Annotated in this window: 13 protein-coding genes and 1 tRNA gene; 11 read left to right on the top strand and 3 right to left on the bottom strand. The window is 60.1% G+C overall.

Annotation, left to right across the window (positions count from 1 at the left end):
- Positions 1-17: 17 nt before the first annotated feature.
- Positions 18-467 carry a hydroxyphenylacetyl-CoA thioesterase PaaI gene (gene paaI / locus K529_RS01965; protein WP_040644284.1) on the bottom strand — a complete coding sequence of 150 codons (450 nt, stop codon included), beginning with the start codon at positions 465-467 and terminating at the stop codon, positions 18-20.
- Between the two features lie 9 nt (positions 468-476).
- Entirely contained in the window at positions 477-1,262 is a 786-nt protein-coding gene (gene paaG, locus K529_RS01960) for a 2-(1,2-epoxy-1,2-dihydrophenyl)acetyl-CoA isomerase PaaG (protein ID WP_046002505.1), read from the bottom strand.
- Positions 1,263-1,417: 155 nt separating this feature from the next.
- Here paaG and paaZ point away from each other — a divergent pair, with 155 nt between their 5' ends.
- The 11 genes from paaZ (at position 1,418) to K529_RS01905 (ending at position 16,886) form a co-directional block, all read left to right on the top strand.
- Complete coding sequence (paaZ, locus tag K529_RS01955; RefSeq protein ID WP_046002506.1) at positions 1,418-3,448, top strand: phenylacetic acid degradation bifunctional protein PaaZ; 2,031 nt, start codon at positions 1,418-1,420, stop codon at positions 3,446-3,448.
- Between the two features lie 78 nt (positions 3,449-3,526).
- Complete coding sequence (locus K529_RS01950) at positions 3,527-4,384, top strand: PaaX family transcriptional regulator C-terminal domain-containing protein (protein WP_046002525.1); 858 nt, start codon at positions 3,527-3,529, stop codon at positions 4,382-4,384.
- A gap of 114 nt (positions 4,385-4,498) precedes the next feature.
- Positions 4,499-4,575, top strand: a tRNA-Met gene (locus K529_RS01945).
- A 139-nt stretch (positions 4,576-4,714) separates the two neighbouring features.
- Positions 4,715-7,489: a PAS domain-containing hybrid sensor histidine kinase/response regulator gene (locus K529_RS01940; protein ID WP_005640465.1), complete on the top strand. Its 2,775-nt coding sequence runs from the start codon at positions 4,715-4,717 to the stop codon at positions 7,487-7,489.
- Between the two features lie 110 nt (positions 7,490-7,599).
- A complete protein-coding gene (locus K529_RS01935) occupies positions 7,600-9,876 on the top strand; it encodes a methyl-accepting chemotaxis protein (protein ID WP_005640463.1) in 2,277 nt (758 codons plus the stop codon).
- 202 nt (positions 9,877-10,078) lie between these two features.
- On the top strand, positions 10,079-11,110 hold the full coding sequence (locus tag K529_RS01930; RefSeq protein ID WP_005640461.1) for a LacI family DNA-binding transcriptional regulator: 1,032 nt from the start codon (positions 10,079-10,081) through the stop codon (positions 11,108-11,110).
- Between the two features lie 130 nt (positions 11,111-11,240).
- A complete protein-coding gene (locus K529_RS01925; RefSeq protein ID WP_005640459.1) occupies positions 11,241-12,551 on the top strand; it encodes an ABC transporter substrate-binding protein in 1,311 nt (436 codons plus the stop codon).
- 104 nt (positions 12,552-12,655) lie between these two features.
- A complete protein-coding gene (locus tag K529_RS01920; RefSeq protein ID WP_005640457.1) occupies positions 12,656-13,522 on the top strand; it encodes a carbohydrate ABC transporter permease in 867 nt (288 codons plus the stop codon).
- Between the two features lie 15 nt (positions 13,523-13,537).
- Positions 13,538-14,365, top strand: coding sequence for a carbohydrate ABC transporter permease (locus K529_RS01915; protein WP_005640455.1), 828 nt, complete (start codon positions 13,538-13,540; stop codon positions 14,363-14,365).
- 12 nt (positions 14,366-14,377) lie between these two features.
- The gene (locus K529_RS01910; protein ID WP_046002507.1) at positions 14,378-15,385 is read left to right on the top strand and encodes an ABC transporter ATP-binding protein; all 1,008 of its coding nucleotides are present in this window, start codon (positions 14,378-14,380) and stop codon (positions 15,383-15,385) included.
- 25 nt (positions 15,386-15,410) lie between these two features.
- A complete protein-coding gene (locus K529_RS01905) occupies positions 15,411-16,886 on the top strand; it encodes a mannitol dehydrogenase family protein (RefSeq protein ID WP_005614371.1) in 1,476 nt (491 codons plus the stop codon).
- Between the two features lie 37 nt (positions 16,887-16,923).
- Here the strand turns inward: K529_RS01905 and K529_RS01900 are convergent, their stop codons facing one another.
- A complete protein-coding gene (locus K529_RS01900; protein ID WP_005614367.1) occupies positions 16,924-17,319 on the bottom strand; it encodes a hypothetical protein in 396 nt (131 codons plus the stop codon).
- Positions 17,320-17,478 lie beyond the last annotated feature (159 nt).

Raw genomic sequence — 17,478 nt, 5'->3', positions numbered from 1 at the left:
GATAGTCCTGGTGCCGCTTAATCGCGGAGCATAGGCGCATCGGTTTCCTCAAACAGATGCCCTTTGATGGCGCGCGAGCAGCCGCGCATTTCTGCAATCAGCTGTCCGTCCTGATTTTTGACGCTCACGTCATAAAGACCGCTGCGCCCGGTCAGCGAGACCTCGCGGGCCTCGGCCAGCAACCGGTCCCCTTGGCGCCCCGGCGCGATAAAGCTGATCATATTGTGCTGTGCCACCGTCGCCTGGTTGCGGCTGTTGCAGGCAAACGCAAAAGCGCTGTCGGCGAGCATGAAGATCACGCCGCCATGGCAGATCCCATGGCCGTTGCAGTGATGCGCCTCGACGGTCAGGGCCAGCGCGGCACTGCCCTCGTCGACACGTTCGATGCCCATACCAGCCCATTTGGAAGCCTGATCGTCGGCCCACATGGCGGCGGCGGATTTCTCGGCGCGGGTCTTTGCGGTCATGCTCATGGCTTATTCTCCCCGAAATACCGGCTGGCGCTTCTCAAGAAATGCCCGCACGCCCTCGGCGTAATCCGCGCTCTCGCCACAGGTTTTCATCGCATCCGCCTCCCGCTCCAGCTGCTCGGCCAGCGTATAGGCCCCCGAGGTCTGGATCAGCGATTTGGTCAGGCTCAGCCCCAGCGTTGGTCCATCCGCGAGCTTGGCAGTCAGGGCGCGTGCCTCGGTCATTAGCACGTCATCGGCGACGCATTTCCAGATCAGCCCCCAGTCGGCGGCCTGCTCGGCGCTCAAAGGCTCTCCGGTCAGTGCCAGCGCCTTGGCGCGGGCCTCGCCCAGCAGGCGCGGCAGGTGATAGCTGCCAGCCGTGTCGGGGATCAGCCCGACTTTGGCAAAGGACTGGATGAATTTCGCGCTCTGCGCTGCCAGCACGATGTCTGCGGCCAACGAAAGGTTTGCCCCCGCCCCTGCCGCCACGCCATTCACCGCGCAAACCACCGGAAACTCCAACGCGCGGATCAGGTTCACCAGCGGCGCATAAAACGTGCGCACCGTGTAGCCCAGATCCACCGGGCCACCCGCCGCATCCGGGTTACGCGCTGACAGGTCCTGCCCCGCGCAAAAACCGCGCCCCGCGCCCGTCAGCAAGAGCGCCCGCTTGCCAGAATCACGCGCCTCTTCAAGGGCGGCACGCAAGGCCAGATGCATCTCATCGGTAAACGCATTGAGCCGATCCGGGCGGTTCAGCGTGATCTCGCACCACGTCCCGTGATCCTGTGTCAGAATACTCTGTTCCATGATGCCTCCCCTCGCAGCGGCGGGCGATCAAGCGCCCGATTGGGAAAAGACTTGCATAAACCGACCGGACGGTCAATATATCTGATCAGGAAAATGGGCCGCCCCGAAACCGGGCGCAGGCACGTTGCACAACAGACTTCAGGGAGACCCGAGACATGTGCCCGAAAGATGTGGCGAGCTTTGCCGCCGGAGAATGGATCGCACCGGACAACAGCGCACGCGAGATTGCCTCAGCCATCACCGGAGAGGTGATCGCCCGCGCAGGCAATGCCACGCTCGATGTGCAAGCGATGCTCGATTATGCCCGCACAACCGGCGGGCCCGCCCTGCGCGCCATGACCTTCCATGACCGCGCCCGCATGCTCAAGGCGCTGGCGCAGCATTTGGACGCCCACAAACAGGACCTGTATGACCTCAGCTTTGACACTGGCGCGACGCAGAAGGACCACCTGATTGATGTGGATGGCGGCATCGGCACGGTGTTTGTCTTTGCCTCCAAGGGACGGCGCGAGATGCCCGACAGCACCGTCTATGCAGACGGCGCGGTCGAGCAACTGTCGCACCACGGCAGCTTTATGGGCCAGCACATCTGCACCTCGCTGCCCGGTGTTGCGGTACATATCAACGCCTTCAACTTCCCGGTCTGGGGCATGTTGGAAAAGCTCGCCCCCACCCTGCTCGCCGGTGTTCCGGCCATTGTAAAGCCGGCCACCGCCACCTGCTACGTCACCGAAGCCGCCGTGCGCCTGATGCTGGACAGCGGTCTTCTGCCCAAGGGCGCGCTACAGTTGGTGAGCGGCGGCATTGGCGATATGCTGGACCGGCTGACCTGTCAGGATGTAGTGAGCTTTACCGGCTCTGCCGCGACCGCGCTGAAGCTGCGCCAAACACCTGCAATCGTTGAAAACTCCGTGCGGTTCGTGGCGGAACAAGACAGCCTCAATGCGTCGATCCTCGGCCCCGACGCAGCACCCGGCAGCGCGGAATTCGACCTCTTTCTGAAGGAAGTGCAGCGCGAAATGACCACCAAGGCGGGGCAGAAATGTACCGCAATCCGCCGCATCATCGTGCCCGACGTACAGGTTGACGCCGTTATCGAGGGGCTGAGCGCTGCCCTTGCCAAGATCACTATTGGCGACCCACGCGCCGACAGCACCCGCATGGGCGCGCTGGTCTCCGCCGCGCAGAAACGTGATGTGCTGGAGCAAGCCGCCAAGATCGCAACCGAAGCCACCCGCGTCTTTGGCGACCCCGACGACTTCACCGTTGAGGGCGCCGACAAGGACAAGGGTGCCTTTGTGCCGCCGATGCTGTTTCATTGTGCCGACCCGGATGCCGCGCGCCACGTGCACGACACCGAAGCCTTTGGCCCCGTCTCCACCGTGATGGGTTATCGCGACCTTGCGCATGCCGCCGCACTGGCCAATCGCGGCCAAGGCTCCCTCGTGGCCTCGCTCATCACTGCCGACCCTGCGGTGGCGCGTGAGGTGACGCTGAACATCGCGGCCTTCCATGGGCGGGTCTATATCAACAACGCCACCTCGATGAAGGAATCCACCGGCCACGGCTCCCCCCTGCCCCATATGGTGCACGGCGGCCCCGGTCGCGCGGGCGGTGGCGAGGAACTGGGCGGTGTGCGTGCGGTGAAACACTACATGCAACGCACCGCAGTGCAGGGCTCGCCCGAGATCCTGTCGGCCATTACCGGCAAATGGGTGCCCGGCAGCCCGGAGACCACCGGCCCGGCGCACCCCTTCACCCGTCGCTTTGGCGACTTGGCCATTGGCGAGACGCTTCACACTGCGCCGCGCACCGTGACCAGCGACGATATCGCCCATTTTGCGCAGTTCACGGGTGATACGTTCTATGCCCACATGGATGACGCCGCCGCCGAACGGAACCCGTTCTTCCCGGGCCGCGTCGCACATGGCTATCTGCTGTTGTCCTTTGCTGCGGGCATGTTCGTGCAGCCGGACGAGGGTCCGGTTCTGGCCAACACCGGGCTTGATAACCTGCGGTTCATGAAACCGGTGGAGCCCGGCGACAGCATCAAGGTGCGCCTCACCGTCAAGGCCAAGACCCCGCGCAACGAGGAATATGGCGAAATACGCTGGCACGTGACGCTCACCAATCAGGACGACGAACTGGTGGCGGAATATGAACTGCTGACGATGGTTGCATTCTGACCGCACCCACCTCGGATGTGATATCAGCATATTTTGACGGGGCTGGCGCTCAATCGCGCCAGCCCCTATCGTGTTTTTATGACACTGGACACACATGACTGGTTTGCCACCGCGCTTTCATCGCTTGCAGAGCCGCAGGGCCAGCGGGTCTGGTCCATCATCATTTCATTTCTCGGCGACATGGCGCAGGATGAGGGCGCAGGCATCAGCAGCGCCGCCCTGACCCGTGTGATTACCCCCCTTGGGATCAAGCCCGAGGCCATTCGCGTTGCCCTGCACCGCCTACGCAAGGACGGCTGGACCGAGAGCGAGCGTCGTGGCCGTGGCTCGCGTCATTTCCTGACACCCTATGGTCGCGCGCAATCTGCGCTGGTTACGCCACGGATATATGCCCGTACCGCCTGCCAGACGCAGGCGTGGCATCTGCTGATCGCGGGCACGCCCGAGGGTCTGGAAGCGCTGGACGCGCTCGGTGAGCACAGACCGCAACGGGCGATCCGCATCAACCGTCATACTGCCCTTGCTACAGGACACGCAGAGCCTACCGCGACAGCCGCTTCAGACATGCTGGTCGCCAATATTGAGATTGCCCATGTCCCACAGTGGCTCCAAGAAGAACTGTTCCCGGAGCCATTGCGCCAAAGCTGCGCCGAGCTGGATCGCGCCCTTGCTCCCCTTGGCCCGCCCCCTGAACTAAGCCCGTTGCAACGCGCCTGCCTGCGCACGCTGCTGGTCCATCGCTGGCGTCGCATTGCACTGCGCCACGCAGATCTGCCGGGTGCCTTTCACCCCGGCGACTGGGCCGGGGAATCCTGCCGCTCACGGGTCTTCGCCCTTCTCGATCAGCTACCGCTGCCGAAACTGATCGAGCTTGAAGATGCCTCCCCCCTGCCGTCGGCACAGATAACGCCCCTCGCAGCAGAGGTAACTGACTGAGTTCAAACAAGATGCGGTAGGGCGTGGAAAAAACTTCCTGAAAATTCCGCATCTTTTTGTTTTCGCACTTGACCCTATCGGTGGCATTCCGTAAATCGCCTCCACGCAGCGAGCGGCGGAGTAGCTCAGTTGGTTAGAGCAGCGGAATCATAATCCGCGTGTCGGGGGTTCAAGTCCCTCCTCCGCTACCACTGTTTTCAATCCCAACATTGAAACAGTTTGTGACCTTCCTCTTTTGGCATTTGAGACCTGAAACTCCGTGCGGGTTTGCTGCAATTTGCTGGGAAAATTGCACCGATCCTTAAGGATACCCGGTCTACTCTCGCCCATATGAGCATCCGACCGGCCCCTTTATCCAAGGACGACGCCTCTGATCGTCTGACTGCGCCCGCGCCCCCGCGCGAGGGCACGCTGCACGAGTTGCATGTCACCAACGCCATGCTGGACGGGATTGAGGCGATGACGAGCGCCGAGACCCAGGAAACAGTCCTGCAGGCGCTTAGCGACACGCTCCAGTCCACCACCGGCGCGCAAGAGGTATTGGTCTTCGGCGATGTGGGCGAACGCCACTTCGGCAGCCCAGAGAGCCAACCGGCCGTGCTGTTTCCGCCAAAATGCGGAAGCGCGCTGGAGGTTGAGCAAATAGAGTGGTTCGCGCGTCGTCGCCAGATCCGTGATCTCAGCCGTTGTCGCACCCCCGCCGCTGCCAACCTGTCCGGCCATAACGAGGGCAGTTTGATCGCCACGCCCTGCCGTCGCAAGAACGGCCGACTCATGGTTGTGCTGTGCTGGCATCAGGAACCCGGCTTTTTTGACGAGAGCAAAGCACAGGTTCTGTCCCGCCTCACCGCCATCACAAGTCATGCACTGCGCGGCATCCGCATGGACGACCGCCAATCGCTGCTCGCCTCGGTTCTTGAGAATGCCGAGGTTCCCGTGATGCTGGTCAACCCCGCCGATCAAGGCGGCGATGTGGTCTATGTGAACGCCGCGTATGAGGTCATGTCCGGGCGCACACTCTCTGAAATGCTGGGCATGATGTTTATCACCGAGCGGTTTCGCCCCGGCGCGGATCTGGACAACCTGTGCAGCGCCTTTGCCGACGGCCAGCGGGGACGGTTCCGCATCCTAAACACCAAAAAGGACGGTGCCCCATTTCTCGATGAGATCAGCCTGACCCCGATCCGCAGCGATTCTGGAACGCTACGCTACCTTTTGGCCACCCACACGGATGTCACCGAACACGCGCAAACGCAGCTGGTGGTGCATCAGCTCGAACAACGTATTGAATCCGCGATGGAGGCTGTCACCAGCGCTATCCTGGCAACCGGCGCCGACGGCGAGGTGCTTTATACCAACACCGCCATGCGCAGTCTCCTACACGAATTATACGGCACCGAGATGCGCCCACATCAGGCCATCGCCACCTTTATCAAAAGCGTCGAAGACAGTGACCAGCGGGTCGAGGTCACCTGCAGCGACGGGACCATTTTCCTTGTGCGCAGCTTTGACAGCAGCGAAGGCGGCCGCGTCATCACCGGCACAGATATCACGGACATCAAGCGCACAAAACGTGTGCTGCAGCAGCGCGCCGCCGCCATGGACAGCACCGCCGAGGGCATCGCCATTGTCGAGCGTACCGCCCGCATCAACTATGCCAACCCGGCATTTGCCCGCATCTTTGGCACAGAAAATCCCGACGACATCATTGGGGAGAGCTGGTGCAAAGCCTTTCGTGACGAAGACGTCGCCCGCCTCTCCTCAGAGGTTCGCCCAAAGGTCGCAACCGAAGGCTCTGCGCAGATCGAAATGCGGGCCAACTTGGCGGATGGGGAGCGCACATTTGAGGTCTGCGTCACCCGCATTGACGAAAAAATGCGCATCGTGGTGGCGCGCGACATCACCCGCCGAATTGAGTATGAAAGAGCCCGCACCAGCTTTGAGCAAAAGCTGCATGACTTCGAGAAAAACGAGAGCATAGGCCGTCTGGCCGCTGGCGTTGCACATGATTTCAATAACTTGCTGGCGGTGATCAACGGGCACTCCGCCTTGCTGAATGACCGCACGCCGCCGGATAAGGTCCAACTTTATTCCAACCGCATCAGCGAGGCATCTTCGCGCGCGGCAAAGATGATCAACCGCTTCCTTGATCTTGGCATGTCCACCGATCAGCAAAGCATGATCGACCTGCGCAATTTGTTGACGGAATCTCAGGATCTGCTGCACAGCGCATTGTCTGCCGACACACGCTTTACGCTGGATCTGGACGAAGACGAGATGGAGATGCTCTGCTCGCCGTCCGATCTGCTGCGTGTGGCGTTGAACCTCGTGCAAAACGCTCAGGACGCATTGGGTAACAAGCCCGGTCGCATCCACCAATGCCTCAAACGCCTGCCCGGCGTTGATCTGATGGATCTGCGGCTTGATGTGGGACAGATCGACCCGGACCAGATCTATGCGCGTTATGCCGTCGAGGACAGCGGCAGCGGCATTCCCAGCGACGTGCGGGAGCGTCTGTTTAATGAACATTGCTCCACCAAAGGCCAGCGCGGCAGTGGCATTGGCATGATGGCAATCGCTGAAATCATACGGAACCACGACGGTGCTATTCGCCTTTTGACCGAAGAAGGCAAAGGCACGCGGGTGGAAATCTTCCTGCCGCTCTCAGATTACTCTCTCACCCGGATCAGCGAACAGGACATCGGTTCCGTGCGGCTCGACGGGCAGTTGGTGTTGCTGGTGGATGATGATGCGCAGGTCGCTGAATCGATTGCCGCCTTTCTGGAGCGCCTCGGGGCCGAGGTCAGCATCTGCCTGCACCCCGATGAGGCTCTCGAAGCCATTGAAGAAGATCCGGGCCTGTGGTCCTTCCTTGTGACCGACTACAATATGCCGGGACAAAACGGCGGCCAGCTGGCGCGGGCGGCGAAAACCGCGGATGGGGATTTGCCGATCGTCATCGTCACAGCACTCGCACGCAAGCTCTCTGATCCCAACCTGACCGAAGATGTGATCAGCGCCTTGCTTGGGAAACCTGTTGATCTCAACACGCTCGCCCATTTGATCGCGCAACACGGTCGCATCAACAACGCCGAGTCCGCGTAGCAGCCCCTTCGCCGCCCGCAGAACGCGGGCGAAGACCGCAAAACAGAATATTAGGAAACATATGCAACCCTTTGGGGATGCGCACTGCCCTGCCGTAAGGAGAACTCCCTGTGTTGCTGAAACCTTCGAGTGTTTCACTCAAGCTCAAACTACCCGTTCTGATGGTCGCCCTCACGGTGGCATTTGTGGTGACGGTGTCGTTCCTGATCTATACGATGGCAGAACGCAGCATCCGGGAAAATGTCGCCTCCGCCAAAGCCTCCAAGGCACAAGCCGGGGCGCAGGCGCTCAGTTTCAGCATTGGCGCAGCACAGCGCGATGTGGCAAATCTCGCCGCCCTGCCCACCACGTTTCGCGCAATCAACAATTTTGAGCGCGTGATCGGCATGGTGGAGGCGGATGATAAGATCGGCTACCTGAAAAAACACTTCATCACCGACAATCCCAACGCCGAAGACCAGCGCGCAGAACTCGTGGACCCGGGTGATGGCTCTTATTACAGCCAATCCCATGTCACCTATCACCCGACATTCGTACAAACAGCCACGCTCAACCGCTATTCTGATATTTACCTGATCACCCCGGCGGGGCTTGTCGCCTACACGGTTCAAAAGAATGGAGATTTCGCCGAAGAAATCACCGGCGACCTGCTCGCGGACAGCGCGTTGGCCCGCGTGGCACAGGCGGCACTGAATGCAGAACCCGGCAGCGTCGTCGTGGAGGATTTCTCCGCCTACAGCCCTGCTGACAGCGTCGGCGCCTTCCTTGCTTCCCCCATCCTGAACAAACGCGGCCAGCCCGTCGGCGCAATCGCGGTGCGTATTGGCACCGATTTTGTGCAATCCGCCCTCAGCGCCAATCTTGAGGCAGACGGGCACGAGAACATCTTCTTGGTTGGCCCCGATGGCACCGCAAAAAGCCCCGGCATGATCCCCGGTGCCTTTGAAATGCTGAGCAAACTTCCAGACGCTCCGCATATCACCGCCGCCAGTCAGGGCGAGGCCGGTCAGTTCGCGCAAACGCAGACCGCATCCGGCGAACCCGCTGCCGCCGTCGTGATCCCATTGGCACTCAACGGGTTTAACTGGTCGGTTGTCATGGAAACCGATGATGCCGAAGCCTTTGCGATGATTTACCGTATTCGATGGATGGTCCTGTCGCTGATTGGCGCGTCCGTTGTAGTGTCCATCGGCGTCTCCTGGGCCGCGGCAAACCGTGTGACCCGGCCGATCCACCACCTGCGCGACGCCACCAATGCCTTGGCGCAGGAAGACTACGACATCGCCATCTCCGGGCTGGACCGTGGCGACGAATTTGGCGACCTTGCCCGCAGCCTCGACACGTTTCGCGACAAACTGAAGCTCGCGGATGAGGCCGCAGCCAGAGAAGAAGAAGCCAAGCGCGAGACCGACTATGTGGTCGAGGAAATGAGCCACGCCCTGTCGCAGCTTCAGGATGGCAACCTGATCTGTGAAATCGACGGCCCCTTCTCGCCTGACTATGAGACCCTGCGGGAAAACTACAATCACAGTCTGCAAAACCTGCGCAATTCCCTGCGCGAGGTGGTCGAAGCCGCCCGGCATGTGGACCGCTTCTCGCAAGAGCAGCGCGCCTCTGCCAACGAAATGGCTGAACGCACCGAAAGCCAGGGCTCCACGTTGGAGAAAACCGCAACCGCGATGCAGGATCTGACCCAGCGTTTGCGCGACACCGCAGAAAAGGCGACCGAGGTCGACAGCACCATGCGTGGCACGCGCCGCGAAGCGGAACAAAGCAACGAAGTGGTGCGCTCTGCCGTTGCGGCGATGGATCAGATCCAGCAGGCGTCTTCTGAGATCTCAAAGATCATCAATATGATCGACGACATCGCGTTTCAGACCAACCTCCTTGCCCTAAATGCCGGAGTTGAAGCCGCCCGCGCAGGCGAGGCAGGCGCCGGATTTGCTGTTGTCGCCTCAGAAGTCCGCAACCTTGCGCGCCGCGCATCCGAAGCCGCAGGTGAGATCAAAACCCTCACCTCCACCAGCGAAGAGCATGTGGCAAACGGGGTCTCCATGGTGGACAAAGCCGGCAATGCACTCACCAGCATTATTGAACAAGTCACATCCGTGAGTGACCTGATTTCGGAAATCGCAGGTGGGGTGCAGCACCAATCGCAAGGGCTTGAGGATATCAATGCGGCCATCCGTGAATTGGACTCCGTGACCCAGCAGAACACTGCAATGGCCGAAGAAGCCTCCGCCTCCAGCCAGTTGTTGCAAAGCGAGGCCCGCACGCTTTCGCGCGTGACCGGGCGCTTTCAGATCGACACCCCGATGAGCGCAGATGCCCCTTCCTCGTGGGACAGTGACGCACATGATGCGCCCACTGCTGCCCGTTCGGCCTGACTTCGCCCGAGACATCAGACAGGCAAACGCGAGGCTCCCGTGCATGTGATGTCGGGGCCTTGCGTTTTTTGTTAAAACGAGGGATCAGCCTTCAACGTGCCTTGCAAAAAGTTTGCGCCCGCAAAGATTTGAGCGCACTATTGGCGCGAAAACGGAGAGAGTGCTGCACGCATTTCGGGTGGCGTCGTGATCAGGAGGGGCCATGTCAGAGTCAAAAATCCGCAATATGGAAGAGCTGGCCAGCGTCAGCGGCATCTCGCGACCCACTCTTTCGAAATACTTCAACGACCCCGAGAGTGTCCGCGCTTCGACCCGCAAAAAGGTTGAGGCCGCTCTAGAGACCTATGACTATCAGCCCAACATCTACGCGATGAACCAGAATCGGCGGCTGACCAAGAATATCGGCATCGTTGTGCCCTACCTCGCCGACCCGTTCTTTGCCGAGATCGCACGCGTGATCGAAAATCTGGTCATTCAAGGTGGCTTCCGCCCGATCCTCCTCAGCTCTCATGGCGGTACCGGGCAAGAGATCGAAAACCTCGACTCACTGCGCTCAATCCGACCGGCCGGGGTTTTGCTGGCCCCGCTGGGTCGCAACTCTGACGTGGCCGCGATCGAACGCTTCTGTGCTGATGTGCCAACCGTTTTATTTGACAACAGCATTGGCGATCTGGGCGAAGCCTTCTTTGGTCTCGACAATCCTCAAAGCATTAAAATGATGGTGAATTACCTCTTTGAGACAGGCGAGCCGCCGATTTTCTTTGAGATGCGGACACCCACCAACCCCAATGCCTATAAACGCCGCAATGCCTATATTGAGTCGATGGAAGCCTTGGATCTAGAGCCCAAGTTGATCCAGATCGAAGGCGATACATGGGACTTTGAAGACATTGGCTACCAAGGCGGGTTGGAGGCCATACGCACGCGCCAACTGACCACTGACACTGTACTATGCTCAAATGACCGTCTGGCGATTGGGTTCCTGGCCGCCGCCTATGAATGCGGACTTCGGGTTGGGTCAGGGACGGGCTGCGCCCTGCGTGTCGCGGGACACGACGACCACCCTTATGCGCGCTTCACCTGCCCACCGCTCACCACCGTGGCACAGGATTATTCCGCCATCGCAACCCGCAGCGTTGAGGCGATTCTCAAGCTGATCGAATCGGGTGAGCGCGCAGAGCAACGCGACACCACCCTGTTTGAAGGCACATTGATCAAACGCGCCTCCGCCTGAGCGACACCCTAAGTGCTTGAGTTCACATCACTCACCATTATAATTTTACGCGCGTAAATATTTTATTGACGATAACCCCTCCCGCGCCCTACCGTGATCGCATCACATCCAGACACTAGGGAGGAAACGGATGTACCTGAGAAACGCACTTTGTGCGGCATCTGCACTTGCAGTCATGGCGGCTGGCGCCGTTCAGGCCGAAACCACGGTGACCATTGCCACCGTCAACAACGGCGACATGATCCGCATGCAGGGTCTGGCTGACGATTTCACCGCACAACACCCCGACATCAAACTGGAATGGGTCACGCTTGAGGAAAACGTGCTCCGTCAACGTGTCACACAGGACATCGCCTCAAAGGGCGGTCAGTTCGACGTGATGACCATCGGCACCTATGAGGTCCCGATCTGGGCCAAGAATGACTGGCTGGTCTCGCTCAACGACATGCCTGCGGAATGGGACGCCGACGACATCCTGCCCGCGATCCGTGGTGGTCTGACCGTTGACGGCAACCTCTATGCCGCGCCATTTTATGGCGAAAGCTCCATGGTGATGTACCGCACCGACCTGATGGAAAAAGCGGGCCTTGAGATGCCCGACGCCCCCACATGGGAGTTCATCAAGGAAGCCGCCGCGGGCATGACCGACAAGGACAACGAAGTCTACGGCATCTGCCTGCGCGGCAAGGCCGGCTGGGGCGAGAACATGGCCTTCCTGACCGCCATGTCCAACTCCTTTGGCGCCAAGTGGTTCGATGAGAACTGGACCGCGCAATTTGACTCCGAGGCATGGAAGACCACCCTCACTTTCTACATGGACCTGATGACGAACTACGGCCCTCCGGGTGCTTCTACCAACGGGTTCAATGAAAACCTGTCGCTGTTCCAGCAGGGCAAATGCGGCATGTGGATCGACGCCACAGTTGCGGCATCCTTTGTGACCAACCCTGACGACTCCACCGTGGCCGATAAGGTCGGCTTTGCTCTGGCACCGGACAATGGCCTGGGCAAACGCGGCAACTGGCTCTGGGCCTGGACGCTGGCGGTTCCGGCTGGATCCGACGCCACCGATGAGGCCAAAACCTTTATCGAATGGGCCACCTCCAAGGGCTACACCGAGCTGGTCGCCTCCAAGGAAGGCTGGGCCAATGTGCCTCCGGGCACCCGCACCTCGCTCTATGAGAACCAGAACTATCTCGACGCCGCACCCTTTGCCGAGATGACCCTGAACTCGATCAACGCCGCCGACCCGACCAACCCTTCTGTGGACCCGGTCCCCTATACCGGCGTGCAATTTGTAGCGATCCCGGAGTTTGCGGGCATCGGCACGCAGGTCGGTCAGGAATTCTCGGCAGCACTGGCCGGTCAGCAATCCGTGGATGAGGCGCTTGCAAAAGCACAGGCCCTCACCACCGACGAAATGGAAGCCGCAGGCTACTGACGTCACTCCTCCTCGGCCAGGGCTTTCGCATCTCGCGAACCCTGGCCCTTTTTCTCTCTGTCGCAGTCTTGGATGGGCCTGACCCATCTGACGAGGAGTCCCCCATGGCAACCCAGCATTCCCGCTCTGCCGCGCGCATCATGATGGCCCCGGCTGTCATCCTGCTGCTCGGCTGGATGCTCGTTCCGCTGACAATGACCCTTCTGTTTTCGTTCAAGAAGTATCTCCCCCTGCGGGGCGGCGATCTGGGTTGGGTCGGCTTTGACAACTACATTCGTTTTGTTTCGTCCTCTGCCTTCTGGCCCAGCGTGCAGGCAACGCTTGTGATCGTCGGCGGCGTTCTGGCCATCACCGTCATCTTCGGCGTGTTGCTGGCGCTGCTTCTGGATCAGCCGATGTGGGGACAGGGGATCGTGCGAATCCTTGTAATTGCACCCTTTTTCGTGATGCCAACTGTGTCCGCACTGGTCTGGAAGAACATGTTCATGGACCCCGTGAACGGGCTCTTTGCGCATCTTTGGAAAGCCTTCGGCGCGGAGCCGATCTCCTGGCTCTCCGAGGCGTCGATGCAGTCGATCATCCTGATCGTCAGCTGGCAGTGGCTGCCCTTTGCGACCCTGATCCTGCTGACCGCGATCCAGTCGCTCGACAGTGAGCAGCTTGAGGCGGCAGAGATGGACGGCGCAAGCCCCTTCGCCCGCTTTGGATATATCATCCTGCCCCACCTTGGCCGGGCGATCACCGTTGTGGTCCTGATCCAGACGATTTTTCTGTTGTCGATCTTTGCCGAGATCTTCGTGACCACCCAAGGCTCCTTTGGCACCCGCACCCTGACCTATCTGATCTTCCAGCGCGTCTTGGAAAGCCAGAACGTCGGCCTCGGCTCTGCCGGCGGTGTCTATGCCATCATCCTTGCCAATATCGTTGCCGCATTCCTGATGCGCATCGTCGGCAAGAACCTCGACGCGTAAGGGAGGACCACCGATATGGCACGTTCCGTGACCCAACAACGCAAGGCGATCAACACCGTCGCCGCATGGGCGGTTGGTCTTTTGATCTTCTTCCCGATCCTCTGGACCATCCTGACCTCCTTCAAGACCGAGGCGCAGGCGATCAACGACCCGCCGCTGTTCTTCTTTGACTGGACGCTGGAAAACTACGCCGTGGTGCAGGAGCGCTCTGACTACATGCGCTTTTTGTGGAATTCGATCGCGATTGCGGGCGGCTCCACCGTGCTTGGCATCATCATCGCAATCCCGGCGGCGTGGTCGATGGCCTTTGTGCCCTCCAAACGCACCAAGGATATCCTGCTTTGGATGCTCTCGACCAAGATGCTGCCTGCGGTGGGTGTTCTCTACCCGATCTATCTGATCTTCATCCGCCTTGGGATGCTCGACAGCCGCACTGGCCTCATCATCGTGCTGATGCTGTGCAACCTGCCGATCATCGTCTGGATGCTCTACACCTATTTCAAGGAAATCCCCGGCGAAATTCTCGAAGCAGCGCGGATGGATGGCGCAGGCCTCAAAGAAGAAATCCTCTATGTGCTGACGCCGATGGCGATCCCGGGCATCGCTTCCACGCTGTTGTTGAACATCATCCTTGCGTGGAACGAAGCCTTCTGGACGCTGAACCTGACGGCCGCCAAGGCCGCGCCTCTTACGGCCTTTATCGCCAGCTACTCCAGCCCCGAGGGCCTGTTTTACGCAAAACTCAGCGCGGCCTCCACCATGGCCATCGCGCCGATCCTGATCCTTGGCTGGTTCAGCCAGAAACAACTTGTGCGCGGCCTGACCTTTGGCGCTGTGAAATAAGGACGACGAAATATGGGACGTATTACACTCGACAAAGTCACCAAGAGTTTTGGTGCAACAGAGGTCATCCCGCCGCTGGACCTGACCATCGAAGACGGCGAATTCACAGTTTTCGTTGGCCCCTCGGGCTGCGGTAAATCCACGCTCCTGCGGCTGATTGCCGGGCTTGAGGATGTGACTTCCGGCCAGATCCGCATCGACGGTCAGGATGCCACCATGACGCCGCCCGCCAAACGCGGCCTTGCCATGGTGTTTCAATCCTATGCGCTCTATCCGCATATGTCGGTGCGCAAAAACATCGCCTTTCCGATGAAAATGGCAGGCATCGACGAAGCGGAACAGAACCGCCGGATCGAGTCTGCGGCCAAGGCGCTCAATCTCACCGACTATCTGGAGCGCAAACCCGGCCAGCTATCGGGTGGTCAGCGCCAGCGCGTCGCCATTGGCCGCGCCATTGTGCGCGAACCTGCGGCGTTCCTGTTTGACGAGCCGCTCTCAAACCTTGATGCGGCACTGCGTGTAGGCATGCGGATGGAGATTTCCGAACTCCATAAAAAGCTTGCCACAACAATGATCTACGTGACTCACGATCAGGTCGAAGCCATGACCATGGCCGATAAAATCGTGGTGCTGCGTGCCGGTCATATCGAACAGGTCGGCAGCCCGCTGGAATTGTATCACAGCCCCCGCAATCTCTTTGTTGCAGGCTTCATCGGCTCGCCAAAAATGAACTTCATCGAAGGGTCTGAGGCCGCAAAATACGACGCCCACACCATTGGCATCCGCCCCGAACATATCGCGATCAGCGACAGCGGTGGCGCTTGGTCTGGCGTGGTTGGCGTGTCTGAACATCTGGGATCCGACACCTTCTTTCACATCCATGACACCGGGCTGGCAGAGACGATCACCGTGCGCGCCGACGGCGAGGTGGGTTTTCGCCATGGCGACCGGGTCAGCCTCACCCCGCGCACGGAAGTAATGCACCGCTTTGACGCGCAAGGCCTGAGGATCACCGCATGACACTACGCGGACACTGGATGAGCTGATGACGACTCTGCCCCTTTCAAATGACACTCTCGCCGCCCTGCCCGAGACCATCGCCCGCCCCTCTTATGACCGCACGGCGCTGACTCCCGGTATCGTCCACATCGGGCTTGGTAATTTCCACCGCGCCCATCAGAGCTGGTATCTGCACCGGCTGATGCAACAGGGAGAGGCTCAAGACTGGGCGATCCTTGGTGCGGGCGTGCGCCCCTATGATGCCGCGATGCGCACGCGTTTGCTGGCACAGGATTGTCTCACCACCTTGATTGAATTGTCCCCCGACACAACCTCGGCCGAGGTTGTAGGGTCGATGATCGACTATCTGCCGATTGAGGACGGAAACGGCGCGCTGATCGCCGCCATGGCCCGCCCCGAGATCCGCATCGTGGCGCTGACCGTCACCGAAGGCGGCTATTACCAAGACCCGGTTGCAGGCGGTTTTGACCTCGCGCATGCCGACATTCAGCACGATATCACCACCCCCAATGCGCCGCGCACAGCCTTTGGGGCGATCGTCGCGGCCCTTGGACAGCGCCGCGCCTCAGGCACTGGGCCTTTCACCGTGCAAAGCTGCGACAACCTGCAGGGAAATGGCGATATCACCCGCCAGACCGTGCTTGGCCTTGCGCGCGCCGTGGATGCAGAGCTTGCGGATTGGATCGCGGCGCACTGCACGTTTCCAAACTCCATGGTGGATTGCATCGTCCCCGCCACCGGCCCGGCGGAGATTGCAAAAGCCGCAGAGATGGGCGTCGCCGATCAGGCCCCTGTCACGCATGAGCCTTTCCGCCAATGGGTCATCGAGGACAGTTTTTGCGCCGGGCGTCCCGATTGGGACAAGGTGGGGGCGACCTTCACCGATGCGGTACATGCCTATGAGACGATGAAAATCCGCATTCTCAACGCAGGCCATCAGGTGATCGCCAACGCGGGCGAGCTGTTGTCCTGTGCTACCATCGCAGACTGTATGGAAGACGCCGATATCCGGTCTTTGTTCGAAAAAGTCGAAACCGAAGAGATCGCGCCTTATGTGCATGCGGTGCCAGAAATCACACCCGAAGCCTATGTGGCGCTGATTGCATCGCGGTTTTCCAATCCTGCAATCCGTGACACCACCCGACGCGTGGCCTTTGATGGCTCGTCACGGCACACGGGCTTTGTGCTACCGATTTTGCGCGATGCGCTGGTGGCGAATGCCAGCATTGATGGCCTCGCCTTGGTTGAAGCGCTCTGGGCAAGGATGTGCGCCGGCACGCGCGAGGACGGCAGCGAAATCGCAGCCAATGATCCAAAGTGGCAGGAATTGCAGACAGCCGCGTTCGCCGCAAAATCTGCCCCCTCCGCATGGCTTCAACAGGCGGAATACTACGGCGACATTGCACAAGACACCCGCTTTGCAGAGCGTTTTTGCCATTGGCTCTCTGTGATCTGGACCAATGGCACCCGCGCGGCCTTGCAGGCCTATGCGCGCAGCTAGCACTCCGGTGATGCGCGCCCCAAAGGGGGCGCGCAGCTCAACACCCCGGCGCTTGTGAGAGGTCGGTAAGACCAAGATCTCCCAGAGATTTCAGGCTCGGTTTGGATTTCGACAGATGGTCCAACCTCTGCCCCAGACCGCTCAGGCGGGGATCAGACAACATCAGGCAGGATTGACGCATATGGCCGCTTTCGTCGCAAACCGACTGACAACGCCAGTCGAGCGGTGACATTTGAACCTCGGGCGCGTTTACCGCGCGCCGATCGCCCAATTCATCTTGTACGCCCAGACTATGGTGCGTTGCCTGATCTGCGTCATCTGGCAGTCGTGCCTGCGCGGGACCAACCAGTGCCATGATCGCTAAAGCGCCCACCATAAGGCAGTTCACAAAGCCGCACCGGCCTCCCGCACGTCTCTCTGAGATTTCAGTCATTCACAAATGTCCCCTGCCCTTGCAAAACACCGGACCACTCCGGGTCCGATGCGCGCAAAGGTCACTCACCCAATGCGCCACCCCGACGCAGGAACAAGATGCAGGAGATTTATTAACCTCTGCCTTCCGCAGCGTGAAACCCCGCGCAGAAAGTAAGGA

Origin of the sequence: Tritonibacter mobilis F1926 (assembly GCF_000376545.2) — a bacterium.
Taxonomy (GTDB): domain Bacteria; phylum Pseudomonadota; class Alphaproteobacteria; order Rhodobacterales; family Rhodobacteraceae; genus Epibacterium; species Epibacterium mobile.
The sequence above is the reverse complement of the archived record's forward strand: the minus strand, read 5'-3'. Positions and strand labels throughout refer to the sequence as shown.

Bases quoted from the DNA above. Each gene is read 5' to 3' on its own strand.
- K529_RS01925 (WP_005640459.1), top strand. From the start codon at position 11,241: ATGTACCTGAGAAACGCACTTTGTGCGGCATCTGCACTTGCAGTCATG.
- K529_RS01915 (WP_005640455.1), top strand. From the start codon at position 13,538: ATGGCACGTTCCGTGACCCAACAACGCAAGGCGATCAACACCGTCGCC.
- K529_RS01950 (WP_046002525.1), top strand. From the start codon at position 3,527: ATGACACTGGACACACATGACTGGTTTGCCACCGCGCTTTCATCGCTT.
- K529_RS01910 (WP_046002507.1), top strand. From the start codon at position 14,378: ATGGGACGTATTACACTCGACAAAGTCACCAAGAGTTTTGGTGCAACA.
- K529_RS01940 (WP_005640465.1), top strand. From the start codon at position 4,715: ATGAGCATCCGACCGGCCCCTTTATCCAAGGACGACGCCTCTGATCGT.
- K529_RS01900 (WP_005614367.1), bottom strand. From the start codon at position 17,319: ATGACTGAAATCTCAGAGAGACGTGCGGGAGGCCGGTGCGGCTTTGTG.
- paaZ (WP_046002506.1), top strand. From the start codon at position 1,418: ATGTGCCCGAAAGATGTGGCGAGCTTTGCCGCCGGAGAATGGATCGCA.
- K529_RS01930 (WP_005640461.1), top strand. From the start codon at position 10,079: ATGTCAGAGTCAAAAATCCGCAATATGGAAGAGCTGGCCAGCGTCAGC.
- paaI (WP_040644284.1), bottom strand. From the start codon at position 467: ATGACCGCAAAGACCCGCGCCGAGAAATCCGCCGCCGCCATGTGGGCC.
- K529_RS01905 (WP_005614371.1), top strand. From the start codon at position 15,411: ATGACGACTCTGCCCCTTTCAAATGACACTCTCGCCGCCCTGCCCGAG.
- paaG (WP_046002505.1), bottom strand. From the start codon at position 1,262: ATGGAACAGAGTATTCTGACACAGGATCACGGGACGTGGTGCGAGATC.
- K529_RS01920 (WP_005640457.1), top strand. From the start codon at position 12,656: ATGGCAACCCAGCATTCCCGCTCTGCCGCGCGCATCATGATGGCCCCG.